The sequence below is a fragment of the Cryobacterium algoritolerans genome, assembly GCF_004402785.1.
GTDB lineage: Bacteria > Actinomycetota > Actinomycetes > Actinomycetales > Microbacteriaceae > Cryobacterium > Cryobacterium algoritolerans.
Window position 1 is genome coordinate 39712 of the sequence record NZ_SOFP01000050.1, and the last position, 22880, is coordinate 62591.

Below are 22880 nucleotides of genomic sequence, written 5' to 3' on the forward strand. Positions count from 1 at the left end.
TAGTGGATGCCGGGCGTTGTCCACAGATCATGGTGGCAGTGCCGGGGGAGGATGCGTCGCCCCCATGGTGGGCCCATGACACAATTCGCGCATCCCGACAATCCGACCGACCGACTGCTCTCGGTGGCCGAGTACACGCGCTCCTTCGGCGCGGATCTCCGACTCCGTCGACGAGCGGACAGTGGTGACTACCACCGAGTGTCCCGGGGGCAGTACTTTCCTCGGGACCACTGGGATGCGCTCCGGCAGGAGGAACGGTACGCCGTTCTGGTCTGCGCGGCGGCCGCCGCTCGGCAGAGCGAGCTCGTGCTCTCCCATGAATCGGCGGCCGTGCTCCTCGGCCTTCCGTTCCTTTTCGGGCCACCGAACGAGGTTCACTTCATCGTGTCTCGGGCCGCGGGAGGCAGATCGAAACCGGGCATTCGGAAGCACGCGGTCTCAATTGATCCGAGAGACATCACCGTGGTCAACGGGCTCCAGGTCACGACAGTGGCGCGGACGGTTGTCGACCTCGCCGCCGTGCTCGACCCTCAATCGGCCGTCACCGTCGCCGACCGCGCCCTCTCTGTCGACCGCCGGGGACACCTGGCGGCCCTCGCCACGAAGGCCGACCTCTACGAGGCGTGGGAACGAATGCTGCCATTTCGTGGTTCGGTGCGCGCGGGCGCTGTGATCGATTTCGCAAGCCACCTGGCCGGGTCGGCGAACGAATCGGCAAGCCGCGTCAACATAGCACTGAACGGATTCCCGGAACCGGTGCTCCAGCATCCGTTCATCGTGGACGGCGCCGAGGTCTTCGTCGACTTCTATTTCCCCGACGAAGACAAGGTGGGGGAGGCCGACGGCAAGGTGAAGTACTACGACTCGGTGATGCGTCACGGTCGTACGCCGGAGCAGGTGCTCTGGGACGAGAAACTGAGGGAAGACGGAGTGCGGCGGCAGGTGCACGGATTCACGCGCTGGCCCTTTTCCATCTCAGTGAGCAAGGTTCGGCTGCGCACCCGCCTGCTCGAGTTCGGGTTGCCGACCACCCGGCCCGCGCTGCGCGCCTGGTGACCAGGGCGACGGCTGGTACGGACCGACCGAACGCCCCCGTTGCGCCGCTGCGCGCCAGGTGTGCCAGGAGCGCAACGGCGGAAGCGGCGCGCTCAACGACAGGGAAAGCGGCGACACGCCGGTCGCGACACGCCCGGGTTGCAGAAAGGGTCAAGCCTGTGGCAGACTCTTCTAGTTCAACACTTTCGACTGCCGCGCTGCACGCGGTGTCGGGATCACTGCCAGGCAGTGCATAGCTGGTGTCGAGCGTGGCAACACGCCGGGATACGCAGCTAGGCCGCGGGTAGCAGAACAGAGCTCAAACCAACAACCGGGATTGCATGGGTAAAACCATGCCTTCCCCATGCTCCGGCGTGGACCGGGAGCTGGCCGGTTCGAAGTGGTGCGGCCCAACGGCTGCGGTGCAATGAATCGAAATTGACAGATGAACAGTGGTGCGACAGCAGCAGTGCTACTACGGCGTCCAATGCAGCCTTCGGGATGTACGAAGCCTTGACAAGAAAGAGAGTTCGACATGGCGGGACAGAAAATCCGCATTCGACTTAAGTCGTATGACCACGAGGTCATTGACATCTCGGCGCGCAAGATCGTCGACACCGTGACCCGTGCGGGCGCGACCGTCGTCGGCCCCGTGCCGCTTCCGACCGAGAAGAATGTGGTGTGTGTCATCCGTTCCCCTCACAAGTACAAGGACAGCCGGGAGCACTTTGAAATGCGCACCCACAAGCGTCTGATCGACATCATTGACCCGACCCCGAAGGCAGTCGACTCGCTCATGCGCCTCGACCTTCCGGCCGACGTCAACATCGAGATCAAGCTCTAGGGCCCGCGATGTCTTACGCAGATACCAAGACCACCAAGGGTCTCCTCGGCAAGAAGCTCGGCATGACGCAGGTCTGGGACGAGAACAACAAGCTCGTTCCCGTCACCGTCATCGAGATCTCGCCCAACGTTGTCACCCAGATCCGCAGCAAGGAGATCGACGGCTACGCCGGCGTTCAGATCGCTGCCGGGGCCATCGATCCGCGCAAGGTCAACAAGCCTTCCGCCGGACACTTCGAAAAGGCAGGCGTCACGCCTCGCCGTCACCTCACCGAGCTCCGCACCGCGGATGCCGCTGACTACACCCTGGGCCAGGAACTCACCGTTGACGGTGTCTTCGCTGCCGGCACCAAGGTCGACGTCATGGGCACCAGCAAGGGTAAGGGTTTCGCCGGTGTCATGAAGCGTCACAACTTCAAGGGTGTCTCCTCCTCGCACGGTTCACACCGTAACCACCGTAAGCCCGGTTCCATCGGTGCTTCCTCGACCCCGAGCCGTGTCTTCAAGGGCATGCGCATGGCCGGTCGGATGGGTGGCGAGCGCGTCACCGTGCTGAACCTCAAGGTTCACGCCGTTGATGCCGACAAGGGCCTCCTGCTGGTCAAGGGTGCCGTTCCCGGTGCCAAGGGCCGCCTCGTATTCGTCCGCAATGCAGTGAAGGGAGCCTAGTCGCATGACTACCTCACTCGATCTCATCGACGCCAAGGGCAAGAAGGCCGGCTCCGTTGAGCTGCCCGCCGAAATCTTTGACGTTCAGACCAACATCCCCCTGATCCACCAGGTCGTCGTCGCGCAGCTCGCTGCCGCACGTCAGGGCACTCACAAGACCAAGCGTCGTGGTGAAGTTTCCGGTGCAGGCCGCAAGCCGTTCAAGCAGAAGGGAACCGGTCGCGCTCGTCAGGGCTCGATCCGCGCCCCCCAGATGACCGGTGGTGGAATCGTCCACGGACCGACCCCGCGCAACTACGAGCAGCGCACCCCGAAAAAGATGATCGCGGCAGCTCTGCGCGGATCGCTTTCGGACCGCGCCCGCGGCGACCGCCTGCACGTCGTGACGGCACTGTTCAGCGCCGAGACGCCCAGCACCAAGGGCGCCATCGAACTGCTCAGCCAGATCGCCAGCAGCAAGCACGTCCTGGTTGTACTGGAACGCACGGACGAAATGACGCTCCGCAGCATCCGCAACCTGCCGACGGTGCACGTTCTGCCGTGGGACCAGCTGAATGCCTATGACGTGCTCGTCAGCGACGACATCGTCTTCACCAAGGGCGCGTTCGACGCGTTCGTGGAGAGCAAGACCAAGAAGGAAGAGGTGTCCGCATAATGGCTACCCCGCTCAACAAGGACCCCCGCGACATCATCATCGCTCCGGTCGTCTCTGAAAAGAGCTACGGCCTGATCGACGAGGGCAAGTACACCTTCATCGTGGACCCGCGCTCCAACAAGACCGAGATCAAGCTCGCGATCGAAAAGATCTTCAAGGTGGAGGTCGCTTCGATCAACACCATGAACCGGATCGGCAAGACGCGTCGCACGAAGTTCGGTCAGGGCAAGCGCAAGGACACCAAGCGTGCCATCGTCACGCTCAAGTCCGGTTCCATTGACATCTTCACGGCCGTCGGCTAAGCGGCGCGGACTAGAGGAATAAGAAATGGCTATTCGTAAGTTCAAGCCCACGACTCCTGGTCGTCGCGGTTCATCTGTTGCAGACTTCGCAGAGATCACCCGGTCGACCCCGGAGAAGTCCCTGCTTCGCCCCCTGTCCAAGACCGGTGGCCGTAACAACCAGGGTCGCATCACCACCCGTCACATCGGTGGTGGACACAAGCGCCAGTACCGTCTGATCGACTTCCGTCGTAACGACAAGGATGGCGTCAACGCCAAGGTCGCTCACATCGAGTACGACCCCAACCGCACGGCGCGCATCGCGCTCCTGCACTTCCTTGATGGAACCAAGCGCTACATCATCGCCCCGAACAAGCTGAACCAGGGCGACATCGTAGAGTCGGGCGCCGGTGCTGACATCAAGCCCGGCAACAACCTGCCGCTGAAGAACATCCCCACCGGTACCATCATTCACGCGGTCGAGCTGCGTCCGGGCGGTGGCGCCAAGATGGCCCGCTCCGCCGGATCGTCTGTTCGCCTCGTCGCGAAGGATGGCATCTACGCCCAGCTGCGCCTGCCGTCCGGAGAAATCCGCAACGTCGACGCCCGCTGCCGCGCCACGATCGGCGAGGTCGGCAACGCCGAGCAGTCGAACATCAACTGGGGCAAGGCCGGCCGTATGCGCTGGAAAGGCGTTCGCCCGACCGTTCGTGGTGTTGCCATGAACCCGGTCGACCACCCGCACGGTGGTGGTGAGGGTAAGACGTCCGGTGGACGTCACCCCGTCAGCCCCTGGGGCCAGAAGGAAGGGCGCACCCGCCACCCGAACAAGGAAAGCGACAAGCTCATCGTTCGTCGCCGTACCGTCGGCAAGAAGCGTAAGTAGGAGTAGACGATGCCACGCAGTCTCAAGAAAGGCCCGTTCGTTGACGACCACCTGCTTCGCAAGGTTGTCAAGGCGAACGAAGCCAGCAGCAAGAACGTAATCAAGACCTGGTCGCGCCGTTCGATGATCATCCCCGGCATGCTCGGGCACACCATCGCGGTTCACGACGGACGCAAGCACATCCCGGTGTTCGTCACCGAGAGCATGGTCGGGCACAAGCTCGGCGAGTTCGCGCCCACCCGCACCTTCCGTGGACACGTGAAGGACGACAAGAAGGGCCGTCGCCGCTAGCGCGGGGACGTGAAGGAGGAGAAGAAATGGTGGAGTCGATCGCACGCGTGCGTCACATCCGCGTTACCCCCCAGAAGGCTCGTCGCGTTGTCAACCTGATCCGCGGCAAGCAGGCACACGAGGCCCTGGGAATCCTGAAGTTCGCACCCCAGGGTGCGAGCGATCCGGTGTACAAGCTGGTTGCTTCGGCAATCGCGAACGCCCGGGTCAAGGCAGATGCAGCCAACACCTTCCTGGACGAGCAGGACCTGTTCGTCAGCCAGGCGTTCGTTGACGAGGGTACGACCCTCAAGCGTTTCCAGGCCCGAGCACAGGGTCGCGCATTCCAGATCAAGAAGCGCACGAGCCACATCACCGTTGTGCTCGCCACTCCTGAGGAGGGTACGAAGTAATGGGTCAGAAAGTAAACCCCTACGGCTTCCGTCTGGGAATCACGACCGACCACGTGTCGCGTTGGTTCTCTGACTCGACGAAGCCCGGCCAGCGTTACAGCGACTTCGTTGCTGAAGACGTCAAGATCCGCCGACTGCTCAGCACAAGCCTCGACCGTGCCGGCGTGTCCCGCATCGAGATCGAGCGCACTCGTGACCGCGTTCGCGTCGACATTCACACCGCCCGTCCGGGCATTGTGATCGGTCGCCGCGGCGCGGAGGCCGAGCGCATCCGCTCCGACCTCGAGAAGCTCACCGCCAAGCAGATCCAGCTGAACATCCTCGAGGTCAAAAACCCCGAGGTGGACGCTCAGCTCGTCGCACAGGGCATCGCAGAGCAGCTCTCCGCTCGTGTGGCTTTCCGCCGCGCGATGCGCAAGGGCCTGCAGGGTGCCCAGCGCGCCGGCGCCAAGGGTGTTCGCATCCAGGTTTCCGGTCGCCTCGGTGGCGCCGAAATGAGCCGTTCGGAGTTCTACCGTGAGGGTCGCGTGCCACTGCACACCCTGCGCGCGAACATCGACTACGGCTTCTACGAAGCCAAGACCACCTTCGGCCGCATCGGCGTGAAGGTCTGGATCTACAAGGGCGACATCACCAACAAGGAACTCGCTCGCGAGCAGGCCAACGCTAAGTCGACCCGCCCCGAACGACGTGACGACCGACCCCGCCGTGCGCCCCGCGCAGAGGCAGCGGCACCGGTTGCAGCAGGAGTTGAGGCATAACCATGTTGATTCCACGCAGAGTCAAGCACCGCAAGCAGCACCACCCGGGCCGCACAGGCCACGCAACCGGTGGCACTGAGCTGTCGTTCGGCGAGTACGGCATCCAGGCACTCACGCCCGCCTACGTGACCAACCGTCAGATCGAGTCCGCTCGTATCGCCATGACGCGTCACATCAAGCGTGGCGGCAAGGTCTGGATCAACATCTACCCGGACCGCCCGCTCACCAAGAAGCCGGCCGAAACCCGCATGGGTTCCGGTAAGGGTTCCGTCGAGTGGTGGGTCGCCAACGTCAAGCCGGGTCGCGTTCTCTTCGAGCTGAGCGGTGTCACCGACATCGTCGCGAAGGAAGCGCTGACCCGCGCAATTCACAAACTGCCCTTGAAGGCACGCATCATCAAGCGCGAGGAGGGCGACGCATAATGGCGATCGGATCCAAGGAGCTCGCCTCGGTCGAGCTCGACACTTTTGAAAATGAGCGACTGTTCGACGAGCTGAAGAAGGCGAAGGAAGAACTGTTCAACCTTCGCTTCCAGTCGGCCACCGGCCAGCTCGAAAGCCACGGCCGCCTCCGTGCGGTCAAGCGCGACATCGCTCGCATCTACACGGTTCTCCGTGAGCGCGAGTTGGGTATTCGCCCGACTCCCGTGCCCGTCGAAGCCCCCGCGAAGGCGGAAAAGGCCGAGAAGAAGACAAAGAAGGCCAAGCCTGCAGCCGAGTCGGTTGACGACACCGCTGCGGACGACGCCGCTCAGACGAAGGAGGCCTAGTCATGGCGAAGACTGACGAAAAGGTCGTCGCTGCCGAGGCTGAGGCTCTCGTTCGCGGCTACCGTAAGACGCTGCGTGGTTACGTGACCAGCGACAAGATGGACAAGACCATCGTTGTCGAGGTCGAAGACCGCGTGAAGCACCCCCTGTACGGCAAGGTCATCCGCCGTACGTCCAAGCTGAAGGCTCACGACGAGGCGAACATCGCCGGCGTCGGCGACCTGGTCCTGATCAGTGAGACCCGTCCGCTCAGCGCCTCCAAGCGCTGGCGCCTGGTCGAGATCCTCGAGAAGGCCAAGTAAGCCTCGCGCTTGCTTGATAGAAGGAGTTAAAAAGTGCTTCAGCAAGAATCACGACTCAAGGTTGCCGACAACACTGGTGCCAAGGAACTGTTGACCATTCGCGTGCTCGGCGGCTCCGGCCGTCGCTACGCCGGACTGGGCGACACGATTGTCGCCACGGTCAAGGACGCGATCCCGGGCGGAAACGTCAAGAAGGGCGACGTCGTCAAGGCCGTTGTCGTTCGCGTCAAAAAGCAGACCCGTCGTTCAGACGGTTCGTACATCAAGTTCGATGAGAACGCCGCAGTGATTTTGAAGAACGACGGTGACCCCCGCGGCACCCGAATCTTCGGACCGGTCGGTCGCGAACTTCGCGACAAGAAGTTCATGAAGATCATCTCGTTGGCACCGGAGGTTATCTAAATCATGGCCAGACTCAAAAAGGGTGACCTCGTTCAGGTCATCACCGGCCGCACCCAATCCCGCGGCGGCGACCGTGGCAAGCAGGGCAAGGTCATCGCCGTGTTCGTGGAGAAGAACCGGGTCCTCGTCGAGGGCATCAACTTCGTCACGAAGCACGTTCGTGTTGGCCAGACCCAGCGCGGCACCAAGACCGGCGGCATCGAGACCATGGAGGCGCCGATTCACGTGTCCAACGTGGCCATCGTCGACCCGGAGACCAAGAAGCCGACTCGCGTCGGCGTTCGCCTCGAAGACGTGACGAAGGACGGGGTCACCAAGACCGTCCGCATCCGTTACGCCAAGAAGTCAGGGAAGGACCTCTGATGACCGACACTGCAGTAGCAGCGGCCGAAGCAACCGTCCCGGCAGTCCTGCCGCGCCTGAAGCAGAAGTACCGCGATGAGATCACCGCCCAGCTCACCAAGGACCTCGGCTTCACCAACGTTCACCAGGTTCCGAACCTGGTCAAGATCGTTGTCAACATGGGTGTCGGCGAGGCAGCTCGCGACGGCAAGATCATGGATGGCGCCGTCGCCGACCTCACCAAGATCACCGGTCAGAAGCCGCAGGTCACCAAGGCACGCAAGTCGATCGCGCAGTTCAAACTGCGCGAAGGACAGCCCATCGGCACGCACGTCACACTCCGTGGCGACCGCATGTGGGAGTTCCTCGACCGGCTGCTCAGCCTCGCGCTTCCCCGTATCCGTGACTTCCGCGGCCTGTCGGACAAACAGTTCGATGGCAGCGGCAACTACACCTTCGGTCTCACAGAGCAGGTCATGTTCCACGAGATCGACCAGGACCGGATCGACCGTATCCGCGGTATGGATATCACGGTTGTGACGACGGCCAGGAACAACGAAGAAGGACGCGCGCTGCTCAAGGCGCTGGGCTTCCCGTTCAAGACGGCCGAGAACACCAAGTAAGGTAGCTTCGGCTCCTTGTAGTACACCCCGGGGGCTGGACAGCTGTCCAGCCCCACAACGACCAAGGTCGTCACCCGTGTAACGGATGAACGAAACCAGGCGAGAAAGGCAAGCGAAAATGACAATGACAGATCCGGTCGCAGACATGCTGACCAGACTGCGCAACGCTAACTCGGCGTTCCACGACACCGTGTCCATGCCGCACAGCAAGCTCAAGGCGAACATCGCAGACATCCTCAAGGCCCAGGGTTACATCTCGGCGTGGGACGTCAAGGATGCAGAGGTCGGCAAGACCCTCACGCTCAACCTCAAGTTCGGTCCGAACCGTGAGCGCTCCATCGTAGGCATCAAGCGGGTTTCCAAGCCCGGCTTGCGCGTGTACGCGAAGTCGACCGAAATCCCCACCGTTCTCGGTGGCCTCGGCGTTGCCATCCTGTCCACCTCCAGCGGTCTGCTCACCGACCGCCAGGCCGAGAAGAAGGGCGTAGGCGGAGAAGTTCTCGCCTACGTGTGGTAGTCGACGATGTCACGTATCGGAAGACTTCCCATCCCGATCCCCGCGGATGTCACGGTAGCCGCTGAAGGCCGCCTCGTCAGCGTCAAGGGTCCGAAGGGCGAGCTCTCGCTCACCGTCGCGAACCCGATCGAGGTCAAGATCGAGGACGGCCACGTTGTCGTCACTCGCCCGGACGACGAGCGCGCGTCGCGTTCGTTGCACGGACTGACCCGCACGCTGATCGCCAACCAGATCATCGGGGTGACCGTGGGTTACACCAAGTCCCTCGAGATCGTCGGTACCGGTTACCGCGCAGCCCAGAAGGGCAGCTCGGTTGAGTTCGCCCTCGGCTTCTCGCACCCGGTCCTCGTTGACCCGCCCGCCGGCATCACCCTGACCGTGGAGAGCGTCAACCGCCTCACGGTCGGTGGCATCGACAAGCAGGCCGTCGGCGAGGTCGCCGCCAACATCCGTAAGATTCGCAAGCCAGAGCCCTACAAGGGCAAGGGTGTGCGTTACGCCGGCGAGATTGTTCGCCGCAAGGCCGGAAAGAGTGGTAAATAACCATGGGTCTCGGAACTAGAGGTAAGAGCAAGGCTGCTGCCCGCGGACGCAGGCACACACGTCTTCGCAAGAAGATCGAGGGGACCGCGCTTCGGCCGCGTCTCGTCGTGACCCGTTCGGCTCGCCACGTGTTCGTGCAGGTCGTCGACGACAGCAAGGGCTTCACCCTTGCGTCGGCGTCCACGCTCGAAGACGGTCTGCGCACCTTCGATGGTGACAAGACCGCCAAGGCCCGCAAGGTCGGCGAACTCGTCGCCGAGCGCGCGAAGGCCGCCGGTATCGAAGCCGTCGTATTTGACCGTGGCGGCAGCAAGTACGCGGGACGCGTCGCTGCCATCGCCGAGGGAGCTCGAGAGGGTGGATTGAACCTGTGAGCACTGAAACTGCAAGCACAGCAACTAAGGAGAACGTGGTGGCCGCTGAGGCACCCGTCGAAACTGCTGCGTCGACGACGCCCCCACAGAACGAGCCCCGTGAGGCTCGTCGTGGTGGCCGTGAGCGCAACCCCAACAAGGACCGCGGTAGCCGCGATGCCGACAAGAGCCAGTTCCTGGAGCGCGTCGTCACCATCAACCGCGTATCCAAGGTCGTCAAGGGTGGTCGTCGCTTCAGCTTCACCGCCCTCGTCGTCGTCGGAGACGGCAACGGACTGGTCGGAGTCGGCTACGGCAAGGCGCGTGAAGTGCCTACCGCGATCTCCAAGGGCGTCGAGGAAGCGAAGAAGAACTTCTTCCGCGTTCCCCGCGTTGGCTTGACCATTCCGCACCCCGTTCAGGGTGAGGCCGCTGCAGGCGTCGTTCTGCTCCGTCCGGCCGCAGCAGGTACCGGCGTTATCGCCGGCGGCCCGGTGCGCGCCGTACTCGAGTGCGCCGGCATCCACGACGTGCTGAGCAAGTCGCTCGGCTCGTCGAACACCATCAACATCGTCCACGCCACCGTCGAGGCGCTGCACCAGCTCGAAGAGCCGCGTGCGGTTGCGGCTCGCCGCGGCCTCGCGTACGAAGACGTTGCCCCGGCGCGCTTCCTGCGTGCCGACGCCGCAGCGGCAGCAGCCGCAGCGGCAGCAAAGGCAGGTGCCTGATGGCTCGCCTCAAAGTGACACAGATCAAGTCCAAAATTAGTGAGAAGCAGAACCAGCGCGACACGCTTCGCAGCCTGGGTCTCAAGCGCATTGGCGCTGTCGTGATCCGCGAGGACAACTCGCAGAACCGCGGCTATGTCAACACGGTTGCTCACCTCGTGAAGGTCGAGGAGATTGACTAATGGCTGACGAGAAGGACGCTGTCAAGAAGACAGCCGCCAAGCCCGCCACCGAGAAGAAGGCCGCAGCCCCCAAGAAGGCTGCTGCCGCCAAGGTTGCCGTCAAGGCTGCTCCCGCCGAGAAGCGCGAGCAGGTCCTGAAGGTACACCACCTTCGTCCTGCTGCCGGCGCCAAGAAGTCACGGATGCGCGTTGGCCGTGGTGAAGGATCCAAGGGTAAGACCGCGGGTCGTGGCACCAAGGGCACGAAGGCACGCTACAACGTGCGCGTCGGCTTCGAGGGTGGGCAGATGCCCCTGCACATGCGCACCCCGAAGCTGCGCGGGTTCAAGAACCCGTTCCGCGTCGAGTACCAGGTCGTCAACCTGGAGAAGCTTGCCGAGCTCTACCCGAACGGCGGCGATGTAACCATCGCCGACCTGGTCGCCAAGGGCGCGGTTCGCGACAACGAGAAGGTCAAGGTTCTCGGCAACGGTGACATTGCCGTTAAGCTGAACATTGCGGTGGACAAGGTCTCCGGCTCAGCAGAGCAGAAGATCGTCGCTGCAGGTGGCTCAATCAAGTAAGTCCGTAGACGCTGAACGAGCTTGTCGAGGCCACCAATCGAAATCTTTCGATGCCGGTCTCGACAAGCTCGTTTTTCACGTTATCAACTGGAGGCATTGTGTTCAGCGCCATTGCGCGGATATTCCGCACGCCCGACCTTCGCAAGAAGATCGCGTTCAGCCTGGGGATCGTTGCCCTGTTCCGCCTGGGCTCATTCATCCCGGCGCCCTTCGTGGACTTCGGCAACGTACAAGCATGTCTTGCCGCGAACCAGGGAACCAGCGGCCTCTACGAGCTCGTCAACCTGTTCAGCGGCGGCGCACTGCTGCAGCTGTCCGTCTTCGCGCTGGGCATCATGCCGTACATCACGGCCTCGATCATCGTGCAGCTGCTGCGCGTGGTCATCCCACACTTTGAAACCCTCTACAAGGAGGGTGCGTCCGGTCAGAGCACCCTGACCCAGTACACGCGCTACCTCACCATCGCCCTCGGCATCCTCCAGTCGACGACGCTGATCACGGTGGCCCGCAGTGGAGCCCTCTTCGGCACCTCCGCCAGCTCCGAGTGCTCGCAACTGATCACCAATGACGCCTGGTACGCCATCATGCTCATGGTCATCACCATGACCGCCGGCACCGGCGTGATCATGTGGATGGGCGAGCTCATCACCGAGCGCGGCATCGGCAACGGCATGTCCCTGCTCATCTTCACCTCGATTGCGGCCCGTTTCCCGAACTCGCTCGGTTCGATCGGCCAGCAGAAGGGCCTCGACATCCTGCTGATCGTGATCGTCGTCGGCCTGCTCGTGGTTGCCGCCGTGGTCTTCGTCGAGCAGTCACAGCGGCGGATCCCCGTGCAGTACGCCAAACGGATGGTCGGCCGCCGTACCTACGGTGGCAACAACACGTATATCCCGATCAAGGTGAACATGGCCGGCGTCGTGCCCGTCATCTTCGCCTCGTCCCTGCTGTACCTGCCCGCCCTGATCGCACAGTTCAACCAGCCTGCGGCCGGCCAGTCGCCCGCCGCCTGGGTGACCTGGGTCACCAACAACCTGACCAAGGGCGATCACCCGCTCTACATGCTCCTGTACTTCCTGCTCATCGTCGGCTTCACCTACTTCTATGTCGCGATCACCTTCAACCCCGAAGAGGTCGCCGACAACATGAAGAAGTACGGCGGCTTCATCCCCGGGATCCGAGCGGGACGCCCCACGGCCGAGTACCTCGACTTCGTGCTCACCCGGGTCACCCTGCCCGGCGCCCTGTACCTTGGATTGATCGCGCTGCTGCCGCTCATCGCTTTCTCGGCGATCGGCGCCGACCAGAACTTCCCGTTCGGTGGGGCCAGCATCCTGATCATCGTCGGCGTCGGACTCGAGACGGTCAAGCAGATCGACTCGCAACTCCAGCAGCGCCACTACGAAGGGCTCCTCCGATGACTCGTCTTCTTGTGATCGGCCCGCCCGGGGCAGGCAAGGGCACGCAGGCCGAACGGATGGCCGTCGCTTTCTCGATTCCCGCGGTGTCAACCGGGGACATCTTCCGTTACAACGTGAAGAACAAGACCCCGCTCGGCATCCAGGTGCAGGAGTTCATCGACGCCGGCAAGTACGTGCCCGACTCCCTGACCAACGCGATCGTCAGTGACCGCCTCCGCCAGGCCGATGCAGCAGAGGGTTTCCTGTTGGATGGATACCCGCGCACCCTCGAACAGGTGCAGGAACTGGACCGCCTGCTCGAGGCCGAGGGCACCGCTCTCGACGTCGTCGTTCAGATCGTCGCCGACACCGATGAGGTCGTCGCCCGGCTGCTCAAGCGTGCAGCCGAGCAGGGCCGCGCCGATGATACGGCTGAGGTCATCCGGCACCGGCTGGACGTCTACGCGGAGCAGACTGCCCCGCTGATCGACATCTACGGCTCCCGCGGCATCGTGGTCACCGTCGACGGCCTCGGCGCCGTGGACGAGGTCACCGCGCGCATCCTCGACGCTCTCGCCGCGCGGGGCGTCCTCACCGTCTGACCCGGCGGCCCGAGAACCGCCGACCGGGCATACCCGCCGGCACTTCACGAACGATAATCAGCAATGCAGGGATCGACACCATGAGCCTTCGACGTTCCATCTACAAGTCGCCGGCGCAGATGCGACTCATGCTCGCTCCGGGCCTGGCAACGGCCGCGTCCCTGGGCGCGGCCCGCGCCGCGATCCGGGCCGGGGCGACCACCCTGGAGATCGACGCCGCAGCAGAGGCTGCCATCGTGGCGCTGGGCGGACAGCCGAACTTCAAACTCGAACACGGCTACCACCACACGGTCTGCGCGTCGGTCAACGACGACGTCGTGCACGGCATCCCCGGTTCACGCGTCCTCGCGGCCGGTGACCTCGTGTCGATCGACAGCGGCGCCATCCTCGACGGGTGGAACGGTGACGCGGCTTTCAGCTTCGTCATTCCCGACCCGAGCCGGCCCGATCTCGTGGCGGAGCGTCAGAAGCTCTCGGACGTGACCGAGCAGTCCCTGTGGCACGGCATCGCCAGGCTGGCGGTCGCGCGCCACCTGAACGAGGTCGGCGAGGCCATCGAGGACTACGTCGAATCCCAGGGACAGTACGGGATCCTGACGGACTACGTCGGCCACGGCATCGGCCGCTCCATGCACGAGGCCCCACCGGTGTTCAACTACCGGGTGCGGCAGAAGGGTCCGGACGTCAAGCCCGGCCTGGTCGTCGCGATCGAGCCCATGGTCGTGCTGGGGTCGATAGAAACGTATGTGCGGGACGACGATTGGACGGTCGCGACCAGCGACGGCCTTGCCGCCGCGCACTGGGAACACAGCGTCGCCGTGCACAGGGACGGCATCTGGGTGCTCACCGCCGAAGACGGCGGCGCCGCCGGTCTGGCGCCCCTCGGCATCATCCCGGTGCCGATCCCGTAGACCAGGCACCGCCGCCGAACCCCGTGCAGGTACCGCGAGAGTGCACTTTTTTCTGAACCCAAGGGCCTGGAAAGGGCGAAAAGTGCACTCTCGCGAATGGGTGGGAGGAACGGCACCCGTCGGGTGGCAGCGGCGCGCCGGAAGCGAGAGGATTGAGGCGGGTCAAACCCGCCAAGAGAAAAGAGCACGTCAATGAAGATCCTCGTCGTCTGTGGTGCCGGAGCCTCCAGCGCCTTCGTGGCACACCGCGTCCGCCACACGGCGACTGTTCGAGGCCTTGACGTCTCAGTGCACGCGGGAAGCGAATCCGACCTTCCCGGCTCGCTCGGGCCGATCGATGTGTTGCTCGTCGGCCCTCACCTGGCGCCTCGCTACGAGAAGATCCGGGCGCAGGCGATCAGGGCGGGTGTCGGCATCGCCCTTCTGCCGGCCACCGTCTTCGCCTCCCAGAACGGCGAGGACGCGCTCGACGCGGCCATCTACGCCTTCAAGTCCCGTAGCTGGGTGGACACCACGGCCTGAGCCGCGGCTGGTTCTTACCGGCGGCTACTGGTCCATCAGGTGAACGAGCTCGTCGATGAAGGAGGCGAAGTCCACGGACCGTTTCACCAGCCGTTGCACGTCGGACCGGTCTGAAAACACCTCGACGAACTGGTCGAAGACGGTTTGGAAACTGCGGCGACCCTCCTTGCTGAACGCCACCAGGGCCACCACGTTGACCCGGTTCTCACCCCAGTCCATCGGTGAGTCGTTCACGACGACCGCAATCGAGGTCTGGTTCGCCGTCATCGACATCGAATGCGGCACAGCGAGATTGTCGGTGAACGCCGTCGACGACATCAGCTCGCGTTCGATGGCGCCGTCGATGTAGTCTTGGCCGATGGTGCCCTGGACGAGCATCCGTTCGCCGAGGGCCCTGATCATGGCGCTCTCGTCGGCGGCGTAGAAGTTGTGAGAGAACAGGGACTCGTCGAAGAACTGCAGCAGGTCGTCCTTGAGGTGGGCCCGGCGACGCATCCGGCGGATGCGGCTGGCTGCCTTCCGGACCCGTTCGATGTCGCCTTCGGTGAGGAACGGCTGGATCACGATGACGCCCTCGGAGGGCGCCAGCGGATCGATGGTGGTGAGCACCAGGTCAGCCTCGATCGCTGCCCATTCGACGTCGCTGCGGGTGATCACCGAGACGACCTCGAGTTCATCGCCCAGCACCCGTTCGATCCGCTCCCGCAGCAGCACATGCATGTCGTAATAGTTCGGACAGACCAGGGCGCAACTCACCAGGTCCTCCCGACGGGACTGCTGCTGCAAGTGCGCTCCGACGTGCATGGCGATGTAGGCGATCTCGTCGTCGTTGATGACGATGCTCTCCTGGCGTTGCAGGGCGCTGGCGATGTACACCGCTAACTCGTAGATCATCGGATAGCTCGTCTTGATCGACCGGGTGAGCGGATTATGCGAGTACGAGCGTTCCTGCGCACGGTTGATCAGGTTGCGAACGTGCAGTGTCAGGCGAACGATGAAATTTTCCTCGACCAGGTCGACCAGGAACTCCTCACCGGCCTGGCCGACGATCCGGCGCACCGACTCGAGGTCTTCAGCGCGCACGAAGCTTTCGATCAACACGGCGGCCGGCTTGTCGTGGCCGGGCGTGATCACCCTGGTTTTGAGGAGCACCGCCAGATAGTCGAGGTCCCCACCGCCCAGCTCCACCTGGAAATGCCGCGTGACCAGGGTGGACAGAGCCAGGGTCATGTCGTCCGGAGGGCCGGCCGGGGCGGTCGCGAACACGGGAGCGGTGCGCCTGGTCACCCGGTCTATCGCGATGGCCACGTGCAACAGCACATCGTTGGTGCCGTACTCGTTGACGAAGTAGCCCTGGGAATCGAGCATCGCAATCAGGTCGGTCTTGAACGCACCCAGGCTCTCGGACGCGAACTCTTTCTGGATCGCCTCGAGTTCGAGCAGGCCGCGGGAACTCTCCTCGCGGAACATCCGGCTGAGGAGGCGGCGGCGGTCCGTCTCGGAGCCCTTGAGGGTGACCACGCTGCCGTGGCGGCTGAGGGTGAGCCCGGTGTCCGGGAGCAGCTGCCTGACTTTGGCCAGGTCGGCGTCGACTGTGGAGTCGCTGACGAAGAGCTCTTCGGACAGGTCGTAGACGTCCAGCCCCGCCTCCGCCTCGGTGAGCCGCCGCACAAGCGCGTACAACCGGTTCTGCGGGGTCTCCGGTTCGACGTTGGACCGCCGCACTGTCCGGTACGCGGCGTAGGCCTCCCGGTCGAGCCGATAGCCGGCGGCGCCCGATTCGACGACCTCGAGCGGATGCGCGGCCGCCTTCAGCACCGTGATGTAGCTCCGCACGGTGCGAGGTGTGACGCCCAGGAGGTCGGCAAGCTCGCCGGCGGTGACCCAGGCCAGCGTCTGCGACAGGTAGTCCAGCATCCGTGTCTGTTTATCGCTCATTGCACACAGCTCCATCAATCCGCTTGTAGTCAAGCACGCCTGGCCCGTTCGATCCGCTCAGACCCGCTTCCGGGGGTGCGGAAAAGGATGTGGTGGCCCGGTGCGGGCGATCTGGCCAGACTGGTTTCAGCGCTACGGCGAAAGGTGAATCGATGAGGATTTTGATTGTCTGCGGCGCGGGTGTGTCCAGCACGTTCGTGGCCCTCCGGATACGCCGGACCGCAGCCGACCGCGACCTCGACCTTGAGGTGTCGGCGGGCAGCGAGTCGGACCTGCCCGATGCCCTCGACGGGGTTGACGTGCTCCTGGTCGGGCCGCACCTTGCTGCCCGCTTCGATGAGTTCAAGGCCCAGGCCGAACGGGCGGGCGCCGGCTGCGCGTTGCTCCCGAACACGATCTTCACCGAACGGGACGGTAACGAGGCGCTCGATGCCGCCCTCGGAACGTTGATCGGCTGACCTGCCCCTGACTAACCGAGTCCGATCTGAGAAGGACATGACCACCGCTCAATCCACCCACACAGCACCGCAGTCACAACCGAAACGAAAGGCAGAAAAATGACGACGACGTCAACCGGGACACTGAACAAGAGCGGGGGAGCCCGCGTGCACGTTCAGCGTTTCGGCACCTTCCTCAGCGGCATGATCATGCCCAACATCGCGGCCTTCATCGCGTGGGGCCTGATCACGGCGTTCTTCATTCCCACCGGCTGGTCCCCGAACGAGAGCCTTGCTGCTCTCGTCGGCCCGATGATCACGTACCTGCTCCCGCTGCTCATCGCGAACACCGGTGGCCGGATGGTCTACAACACCCGAGGCGGCGTCATTGCGACGATCGCCACGATGGGTGTCATCGTCGGCAGTGCGATCCCGATGTTCATCGGTGCGATGATCGTCGGCCCGCTCGCCGCGTACCTTCTCAAGAAGCTCGACGCCGTCTGGGCAGGCAAGATCCGGCCCGGCTTCGAGATGCTCGTTGACAACTTCGCGTCCGGCATCCTCGGCGCCATCCTCGCGCTCGGGGCGTTCTTCGGGATCGCGCCGGTCGTGACCGGGATCAGCACGGGACTGGAAGGCGCGGTCAATTGGCTCGTCGCCAACCACCTGCTGCCGCTCGCGAGCATCCTGGTCGAGCCGGGCAAGATTCTCTTCCTCAACAACGCCATCAACCACGGTGTGTTCACGCCGATCGGTGTGCAGCAGGTCGCAGAGAACGGCAAGTCGCTGTTGTTCCTGATCGAAGCGAACCCCGGCCCCGGCCTGGGTATCCTGCTCGCCTTCTCCTTCTTCGGAGTCGGCCTGGCCCGGGCGAGTGCCCCCGGCGCGATCATCATCCAGTTCCTCGGCGGAATCCACGAGATCTACTTCCCCTACGTGCTGATGAAGCCGATGCTGGTGCTGGCCGCGATCGGCGGCGGCATGACCGGCGTTGCGATCAACGTCGCCTTCCAGACCGGACTGCGCGCCCCCGCCTCACCGGGCAGTATTTTCGCGGTACTCATCCAGACCGCGCCGGACAGCTACGTCGGAGTCATCCTCTCGGTGGTCGGCGCCGCCACGGTGTCGTTCCTGATCTCCGCGGTCATCCTGCGGGCCAGCCGCAAGCGGGACCTCGCCGCCGGTGAAACCGGTGACATGGCCGCGGCAATCGCACGGACCGAAGCCAACAAGGGCAAGCCCAGCGCCTTCCTCAGCGGTCTTGGCGGCGGCGCCGATGGCGCGAAGCGTGAAGTCAAGCACATTGTCTTCGCCTGCGACGCCGGAATGGGCTCGAGCGCGATGGGTGCCTCCGTTCTGCGCAACAAGATCAAGAAGGCCGGCATTGAGGGCGTCACCGTCGTCAACCAGGCCATCGCCAACCTTGACGGAACGGCAGACCTGGTCATCACCCACCAGGACCTGACCGCCCGAGCGCAGGCCAAGTCGCCGAACTCCATCTTCGTCTCGGTGGATAACTTCATGAACAGCCCGAAATACGACGAGGTCGTCACCTTGCTTCAGAGCAGTACGACGGAGGAAGCAACACGATGACCCAGCACATCCTGGAACCCGGAAACGTGGTGGCCGCAGGTCTGGCCACCACCAAGCAGGACGCGATCCGCGAGGCCGGCGCCCTGCTCGTGGCCGCCGGCGCCGTGACGAGCGCCTACGTCGACTCGATGTTCGACCGTGAGGCGAGCGTGTCGACCTACATGGGCAATTTCCTCGCCATCCCGCACGGCACGAATGAGGCCAAGGAATCGATCATCCGGTCCTCCCTCTCGCTCGTGCGCTATCCCGACCCGATCGATTGGGACGGAAAGCCCGTGCGGTTCGCGGTCGGCATCGCCGGCCTCAACAACGAGCATCTCGAGATCCTCTCGAAAATCGCCGTCGTCTTCTCGGACGAGGACGAGGTGCAAAAACTGATCGATGCATCATCGGCTGAGGATATTTTCACGCTCCTCGAGGAGGTCAACGCAGAATGAAAGCGATCCACTTCGGCGCAGGCAACATCGGCCGCGGATTCGTCGGCCTCCTGCTCCACGACGCCGGATACGAGGTTGTCTTCGCCGATGTGGATTCTTCCTTGATCGAGGCCCTGCAGGCCGCCCAGAGCTACACCGTGCACGAGGCAGGGGAGACTTCGAGCGACCGGGTGGTCGACAACTTCCGCGCCATCAACAGCGGCGCAGAGCAGAAGAGGCTGATCGAGGAAATCGGGTCGGCCGATATCGTCACGACCGCGGTCGGGCCGACGATCCTTCCCATCGTGGCGCCGGTGATCCTCGCGGGCCTGAGGCAGCGGGCGACCACACTCGCGCCGCTCGCCGTGATGGCTTGCGAGAACGCGATCAACGCCACCGACGTTCTCGCCGGGCACGTCTGGAAGGACGTATCCGCCGAGGAACGGGAGAACCTCGCCCGGAAAGCCGCCTTCGCCAACACCGCGGTCGACCGGATCGTTCCCGGCCAGGCGTCCGGCTCTGGCATCGACGTCACCGTCGAGGCCTTCTACGAATGGGTGATCGAGCGCGGCGCATTCGGCGACTTCGCGCCGGTCATCCCCGGTGCGACCTTCGTTGACAACCTGGCGCCCTACATCGAGCGCAAGCTGTTCACCGTGAACACCGGCCACGCCGCGGTGGCCTACCTCGGTTCGGTCGCCGGTGTGTCCCGGATCTCCGACGCCCTCGCGGTGCCCGAGGTCCTGGACGGGGCCCGCAGAGTGCTCGAGGAGACCTCAGCCCTGCTCGTGGCCAAGCATGGCCTCGACGAGGCGGCGCAGCGGGCCTACCGGGAGAAGATCCTGGTGCGCTTCGCGAACCCGGCCCTGCCGGACACGGTCGAACGGGTCGGGCGCCAGCCGGTGCGCAAGCTCAGCCGCCACGAACGCTTCATCGGGCCGGCGGCGGAGATCGCCGAGCTCGGCTCGCGCCCGACGGCGCTGCTCGAGGCGATCGGCGCCGCCCTACGCTTCGACGTGCCGGACGACGAACAGAGCGTCGAACTGCAACGGATGCTGCGCTCCGAGACCGCGGAGGTGTTCACCGGGCAGGTCTGCGGCCTCGACCCCGCGCATCCGCTCTTCGCCGACGTGGTTCAGGTCGTCCGAGCGGCCCAGGACCGGCTGTAGGAGACCAGCGTCCGGACACCAGCCCGGCGGCGGCGTCGGACACTCCGAGGATTATAGGCATGAATTGGCAAATCGCAACTTCATACCATAGAGTAAATCCTTGGTGTCTGATGCCGTCGCTTTCGGCGTGTCACGGCGCCACAATCCACGCACGACCAGCAATCAATACCCTAGCGATAGTGAGTTATGGCAAAAAAAGACGGTGTCATCGAAATCGAGGGCGCAGTAGTCGAAGCTCTTCCCAACGCGATGTTTCGTGTTGAGTTGACCAACGGCCACAAAGTTCTTGCCCACATTTCGGGCAAGATGCGTCAGCACTACATCCGAATCCTCCCCGAGGACCGCGTGATCGTGGAGTTGAGCCCGTACGACCTGACTCGCGGCCGGATCGTCTACCGCTACAAGTAAGCATTGCTGTAAGTAACGGCCCGAGGCGTTCCTGGGGTACGAAGACAGCGAATACAAGGACACACAATGAAGGTCAAGCCCAGCGTTAAGAAGATCTGCGACAAGTGCAAGGTCATCCGCCGTAACGGCAACGTGATGGTCATCTGCGAGAACCCGCGTCACAAGCAGCGTCAGGGCTGATCTCGACAGGCTCGATCATCGGGCTCAGGCTCGATCACCGGGCCGTCGAGACAAACTGAATACAGAAAATAGCAATGCCGGGAACCCTTCGGGGCGACACCATCGGTTGGAGGCCGATGAAGAGGCATTGCTACAGACCTCCACTCATATACAGGAGAAGCCACAATGGCACGTCTAGCCGGCGTTGATATTCCTCGCGATAAGCGCGTGGAAGTTGCACTGACTTACATCTTTGGTGTTGGCCGTACGAGGGCACTCAAGACCCTCGCCGACACTGAAATCGATGGAAACATCCGAGTCAAGGATTTGAGTGACGACCAGCTCGTCGCTCTCCGTGACTACATCGAAGGAACCTTCAAGGTTGAGGGTGACCTCCGCCGTGAGGTTGCCGCTGACATCCGCCGCAAGGTCGAGATCGGCAGCTACGAGGGCATCCGCCACCGCAAGGGCCTGCCCGTTCGCGGCCAGCGCACCAAGACCAACGCTCGCACCCGCAAGGGCCCGAAGCGCACCGTAGCCGGCAAGAAGAAGGCGCGCTAGGCCTCGGCCCGGCCCGTCTCGCCCTCAGGATTCAGGAGAAATTCATGGCAGCACCAAAGTCGGCCGTTCGGAAGCCGCGCAAGAAAGAAAAGAAGAACATCGCTGTGGGCCAGGCCCACATCAAGAGCACGTTCAACAACACCATCGTCTCGATCACTGACACCACCGGTGCGGTCATCAGCTGGGCGTCCTCAGGTGGAGTTGGCTTCAAGGGTTCGCGCAAGTCGACTCCCTTCGCCGCACAGCTGGCAGCCGAGTCGGCTGCGCGTCAGGCGCAGGAGCACGGCATGAAGAAGGTAGACGTCTTCGTCAAGGGCCCCGGCTCCGGACGCGAGACGGCGATCCGTTCGCTTCAGGCCGCCGGCCTCGAGGTGGGCTCGATCAACGACGTGACGCCCCAGGCTCACAACGGTTGCCGCCCGCCCAAGCGTCGCCGCGTCTAACTCCCTCGCGGTGATCGAGCTTGTCGAGATCTCGACAGGCTCGATCACCGTCAAGCTCGGCAGCGACAGGTTCGGTTTCGAGCCTGTCGCTGCCGGGTCACCGTTTTCTTTCACACTCAACACCTCGCCACGCAAGTGTCATATAGCGGACACTTAGCCGAAAGGAATCAATAGTGCTTATCGCACAGCGCCCCACGCTCACCGAGGAGAACATCTCGGAGTTCCGATCCAGGTTCGTCATCGAACCGCTTGAACCTGGTTTCGGTTACACCCTCGGCAACTCGATGCGCCGCACCCTGCTGTCCTCGATCCCCGGAGCCGCTGTCACCAGCATCCGGATCGACGGTGTGCTGCACGAGTTCAGCACCGTTCCCGGTGTCAAGGAGGATGTCACCGAGATCATCCTGAACATCAAGGGTCTGGTCATCTCCAGCGAGCACGACGAGCCGATCACCGCGTACCTGCGCAAGCAGGGTGCCGGCCAGGTCACCGCCGCTGACATCTCGGCTCCAGCCGGCGTCGAGGTTCACAACCCCGAGCTGGTCATCGCCACGCTGAACGACAAGGCGAAGTTCGAACTCGAACTGACCATCGAGCGCGGCCGCGGCTACGTGTCGGCCACCCAGAACCGCAACGAATACTCCGAGGCCGGCCAGATCCCGGTCGACTCGATCTACTCGCCGGTGCTCAAGGTGACCTACCGGGTCGAGGCAACTCGTGCCGGCGAGCGCACCGACTTCGACCGCCTCGTCGTGGACGTGGAGACCAAGTCGGCGATTTCGCCTCGCGACGCCATCGCATCCGCCGGTCGCACGCTGACCGAGCTGTTCGGTCTGGCCCGCGAACTCAACACCGCCGCTGAGGGCATCGAAATCGGCCCCGCGCCGGTCGACGCCGTGCTGTCGACCGAACTGTCGATTCCGATCGAAGACCTCGATCTGTCGGTTCGTTCGTACAACTGCCTCAAGCGTGAGGGCATCAACAACGTCAGTGAACTGGTCGCCCTCTCGGAGACCCAGCTGATGAACATCCGCAACTTCGGTCAGAAGTCGGTGGATGAGGTCAAGGACAAGCTCGTAGAGCTCGGCCTGTCGCTCAAGGACTCGGTGCCCGGATTCGACGGCGCCCACTTCTACAGCGGCTACGACGAAGAAACCATCTAAAGCAGTCGCACAGACTGACTT

At 63.5% G+C, this 22880-nt stretch carries 35 protein-coding genes; 34 read left to right on the forward strand and 1 reads right to left on the reverse strand.

Features of this window, described 5'->3' with window-relative positions; translation table 11 throughout:
* Positions 1-75: 75 nt before the first annotated feature.
* The 25 genes from E3O19_RS11685 (at position 76) to E3O19_RS11805 (ending at position 14572) form a co-directional block, all read left to right on the forward strand.
* Positions 76-1056 carry a hypothetical protein gene (locus E3O19_RS11685; protein ID WP_134567815.1) on the forward strand — a complete coding sequence of 327 codons (981 nt, stop codon included), beginning with the start codon at positions 76-78 and terminating at the stop codon, positions 1054-1056.
* Positions 1057-1570: 514 nt separating this feature from the next.
* The gene (rpsJ, locus tag E3O19_RS11690) at positions 1571-1879 is read left to right on the forward strand and encodes a 30S ribosomal protein S10 (RefSeq protein ID WP_035834607.1); all 309 of its coding nucleotides are present in this window, start codon (positions 1571-1573) and stop codon (positions 1877-1879) included.
* 8 nt (positions 1880-1887) lie between these two features.
* The gene (gene rplC, locus E3O19_RS11695) at positions 1888-2547 is read left to right on the forward strand and encodes a 50S ribosomal protein L3 (protein ID WP_134508235.1); all 660 of its coding nucleotides are present in this window, start codon (positions 1888-1890) and stop codon (positions 2545-2547) included.
* A 4-nt stretch (positions 2548-2551) separates the two neighbouring features.
* Positions 2552-3202, forward strand: a complete 651-nt coding sequence (gene rplD / locus E3O19_RS11700; protein ID WP_134567816.1) for a 50S ribosomal protein L4 — start codon at positions 2552-2554, stop codon at positions 3200-3202.
* A complete protein-coding gene (rplW, locus tag E3O19_RS11705; RefSeq protein WP_134508231.1) occupies positions 3202-3504 on the forward strand; it encodes a 50S ribosomal protein L23 in 303 nt (100 codons plus the stop codon). Before rplD ends, rplW begins: the two co-directional genes overlap by 1 nt.
* A gap of 25 nt (positions 3505-3529) precedes the next feature.
* On the forward strand, positions 3530-4369 hold the full coding sequence (gene rplB, locus E3O19_RS11710; protein ID WP_134508229.1) for a 50S ribosomal protein L2: 840 nt from the start codon (positions 3530-3532) through the stop codon (positions 4367-4369).
* A gap of 9 nt (positions 4370-4378) precedes the next feature.
* Positions 4379-4660 carry a 30S ribosomal protein S19 gene (gene rpsS / locus E3O19_RS11715; protein ID WP_104100966.1) on the forward strand — a complete coding sequence of 94 codons (282 nt, stop codon included), beginning with the start codon at positions 4379-4381 and terminating at the stop codon, positions 4658-4660.
* Positions 4661-4686: 26 nt separating this feature from the next.
* Positions 4687-5052: a 50S ribosomal protein L22 gene (rplV, locus tag E3O19_RS11720; protein WP_134369265.1), complete on the forward strand. Its 366-nt coding sequence runs from the start codon at positions 4687-4689 to the stop codon at positions 5050-5052.
* Entirely contained in the window at positions 5052-5813 is a 762-nt protein-coding gene (gene rpsC / locus E3O19_RS11725) for a 30S ribosomal protein S3 (RefSeq protein ID WP_104100964.1), read from the forward strand. Before rplV ends, rpsC begins: the two co-directional genes overlap by 1 nt.
* Before the next feature lie 2 nt (positions 5814-5815).
* Positions 5816-6235, forward strand: coding sequence for a 50S ribosomal protein L16 (gene rplP / locus E3O19_RS11730; protein WP_134508227.1), 420 nt, complete (start codon positions 5816-5818; stop codon positions 6233-6235).
* Positions 6235-6582, forward strand: coding sequence for a 50S ribosomal protein L29 (gene rpmC, locus E3O19_RS18600; protein ID WP_134567818.1), 348 nt, complete (start codon positions 6235-6237; stop codon positions 6580-6582). The genes rplP and rpmC overlap by 1 nt, the downstream gene beginning before the upstream one ends.
* 2 nt (positions 6583-6584) lie before the next feature.
* Positions 6585-6884: a 30S ribosomal protein S17 gene (gene rpsQ / locus E3O19_RS11740; RefSeq protein ID WP_104100961.1), complete on the forward strand. Its 300-nt coding sequence runs from the start codon at positions 6585-6587 to the stop codon at positions 6882-6884.
* Between the two features lie 33 nt (positions 6885-6917).
* Entirely contained in the window at positions 6918-7286 is a 369-nt protein-coding gene (rplN, locus tag E3O19_RS11745; RefSeq protein ID WP_134508221.1) for a 50S ribosomal protein L14, read from the forward strand.
* A gap of 3 nt (positions 7287-7289) precedes the next feature.
* Positions 7290-7649 (forward strand): 50S ribosomal protein L24, encoded by a 360-nt coding sequence (rplX, locus tag E3O19_RS11750; RefSeq protein ID WP_134567820.1) that lies wholly within the window; start codon positions 7290-7292, stop codon positions 7647-7649.
* Positions 7649-8251: a 50S ribosomal protein L5 gene (gene rplE / locus E3O19_RS11755; protein WP_134567822.1), complete on the forward strand. Its 603-nt coding sequence runs from the start codon at positions 7649-7651 to the stop codon at positions 8249-8251. The genes rplX and rplE overlap by 1 nt, the downstream gene beginning before the upstream one ends.
* 118 nt (positions 8252-8369) lie before the next feature.
* A complete protein-coding gene (rpsH, locus tag E3O19_RS11760; protein WP_134363327.1) occupies positions 8370-8768 on the forward strand; it encodes a 30S ribosomal protein S8 in 399 nt (132 codons plus the stop codon).
* A 6-nt stretch (positions 8769-8774) separates the two neighbouring features.
* Entirely contained in the window at positions 8775-9311 is a 537-nt protein-coding gene (gene rplF, locus E3O19_RS11765) for a 50S ribosomal protein L6 (RefSeq protein WP_134567824.1), read from the forward strand.
* 2 nt (positions 9312-9313) lie between these two features.
* On the forward strand, positions 9314-9685 hold the full coding sequence (rplR, locus tag E3O19_RS11770; protein WP_134508213.1) for a 50S ribosomal protein L18: 372 nt from the start codon (positions 9314-9316) through the stop codon (positions 9683-9685).
* 35 nt (positions 9686-9720) lie between these two features.
* On the forward strand, positions 9721-10392 hold the full coding sequence (gene rpsE / locus E3O19_RS11775; RefSeq protein WP_134365623.1) for a 30S ribosomal protein S5: 672 nt from the start codon (positions 9721-9723) through the stop codon (positions 10390-10392).
* Entirely contained in the window at positions 10392-10574 is a 183-nt protein-coding gene (gene rpmD / locus E3O19_RS11780; protein ID WP_174774564.1) for a 50S ribosomal protein L30, read from the forward strand. The genes rpsE and rpmD overlap by 1 nt, the downstream gene beginning before the upstream one ends.
* The gene (gene rplO, locus E3O19_RS11785; RefSeq protein ID WP_134567826.1) at positions 10574-11137 is read left to right on the forward strand and encodes a 50S ribosomal protein L15; all 564 of its coding nucleotides are present in this window, start codon (positions 10574-10576) and stop codon (positions 11135-11137) included. Before rpmD ends, rplO begins: the two co-directional genes overlap by 1 nt.
* A gap of 98 nt (positions 11138-11235) precedes the next feature.
* Positions 11236-12558, forward strand: a complete 1323-nt coding sequence (gene secY, locus E3O19_RS11790) for a preprotein translocase subunit SecY (protein WP_134567828.1) — start codon at positions 11236-11238, stop codon at positions 12556-12558.
* A complete protein-coding gene (locus E3O19_RS11795) occupies positions 12555-13139 on the forward strand; it encodes an adenylate kinase (RefSeq protein ID WP_134567830.1) in 585 nt (194 codons plus the stop codon). The genes secY and E3O19_RS11795 overlap by 4 nt, the downstream gene beginning before the upstream one ends.
* Positions 13140-13219: 80 nt before the next feature.
* The gene (gene map / locus E3O19_RS11800; RefSeq protein WP_134567832.1) at positions 13220-14050 is read left to right on the forward strand and encodes a type I methionyl aminopeptidase; all 831 of its coding nucleotides are present in this window, start codon (positions 13220-13222) and stop codon (positions 14048-14050) included.
* Positions 14051-14242: 192 nt separating this feature from the next.
* Positions 14243-14572 carry a PTS sugar transporter subunit IIB gene (locus tag E3O19_RS11805; protein WP_134567834.1) on the forward strand — a complete coding sequence of 110 codons (330 nt, stop codon included), beginning with the start codon at positions 14243-14245 and terminating at the stop codon, positions 14570-14572.
* Positions 14573-14596: 24 nt separating this feature from the next.
* Here E3O19_RS11805 and E3O19_RS11810 read toward each other — a convergent pair whose 3' ends face one another.
* Complete coding sequence (locus E3O19_RS11810; RefSeq protein WP_241981348.1) at positions 14597-16510, reverse strand: BglG family transcription antiterminator; 1914 nt, start codon at positions 16508-16510, stop codon at positions 14597-14599.
* A 152-nt stretch (positions 16511-16662) separates the two neighbouring features.
* On the opposite strand from E3O19_RS11810, the gene E3O19_RS11815 reads away from it, so the two are divergent.
* The 9 genes from E3O19_RS11815 to E3O19_RS11855 all read left to right on the forward strand — a co-directional run bounded on the left by E3O19_RS11815 (position 16663) and on the right by E3O19_RS11855 (position 22859).
* On the forward strand, positions 16663-16968 hold the full coding sequence (locus tag E3O19_RS11815) for a PTS sugar transporter subunit IIB (RefSeq protein ID WP_134567838.1): 306 nt from the start codon (positions 16663-16665) through the stop codon (positions 16966-16968).
* 99 nt (positions 16969-17067) lie between these two features.
* Entirely contained in the window at positions 17068-18540 is a 1473-nt protein-coding gene (locus tag E3O19_RS11820; protein ID WP_134567840.1) for a PTS mannitol transporter subunit IIBC, read from the forward strand.
* Positions 18537-18977, forward strand: coding sequence for a PTS mannitol transporter subunit IIA (locus E3O19_RS11825; protein WP_134567842.1), 441 nt, complete (start codon positions 18537-18539; stop codon positions 18975-18977). Before E3O19_RS11820 ends, E3O19_RS11825 begins: the two co-directional genes overlap by 4 nt.
* The gene (locus E3O19_RS11830) at positions 18974-20125 is read left to right on the forward strand and encodes a mannitol-1-phosphate 5-dehydrogenase (RefSeq protein WP_134567844.1); all 1152 of its coding nucleotides are present in this window, start codon (positions 18974-18976) and stop codon (positions 20123-20125) included. The genes E3O19_RS11825 and E3O19_RS11830 overlap by 4 nt, the downstream gene beginning before the upstream one ends.
* 186 nt (positions 20126-20311) lie before the next feature.
* The gene (gene infA / locus E3O19_RS11835) at positions 20312-20533 is read left to right on the forward strand and encodes a translation initiation factor IF-1 (protein WP_022883252.1); all 222 of its coding nucleotides are present in this window, start codon (positions 20312-20314) and stop codon (positions 20531-20533) included.
* A 66-nt stretch (positions 20534-20599) separates the two neighbouring features.
* Positions 20600-20713: a 50S ribosomal protein L36 gene (gene rpmJ / locus E3O19_RS11840; protein WP_035834639.1), complete on the forward strand. Its 114-nt coding sequence runs from the start codon at positions 20600-20602 to the stop codon at positions 20711-20713.
* 165 nt (positions 20714-20878) lie between these two features.
* Positions 20879-21253, forward strand: a complete 375-nt coding sequence (rpsM, locus tag E3O19_RS11845; RefSeq protein WP_134363338.1) for a 30S ribosomal protein S13 — start codon at positions 20879-20881, stop codon at positions 21251-21253.
* 44 nt (positions 21254-21297) lie between these two features.
* The gene (rpsK, locus tag E3O19_RS11850; protein WP_055821293.1) at positions 21298-21696 is read left to right on the forward strand and encodes a 30S ribosomal protein S11; all 399 of its coding nucleotides are present in this window, start codon (positions 21298-21300) and stop codon (positions 21694-21696) included.
* 173 nt (positions 21697-21869) lie between these two features.
* Positions 21870-22859 carry a DNA-directed RNA polymerase subunit alpha gene (locus E3O19_RS11855; protein WP_134365630.1) on the forward strand — a complete coding sequence of 330 codons (990 nt, stop codon included), beginning with the start codon at positions 21870-21872 and terminating at the stop codon, positions 22857-22859.
* Positions 22860-22880: the final 21 nt, after the last annotated feature.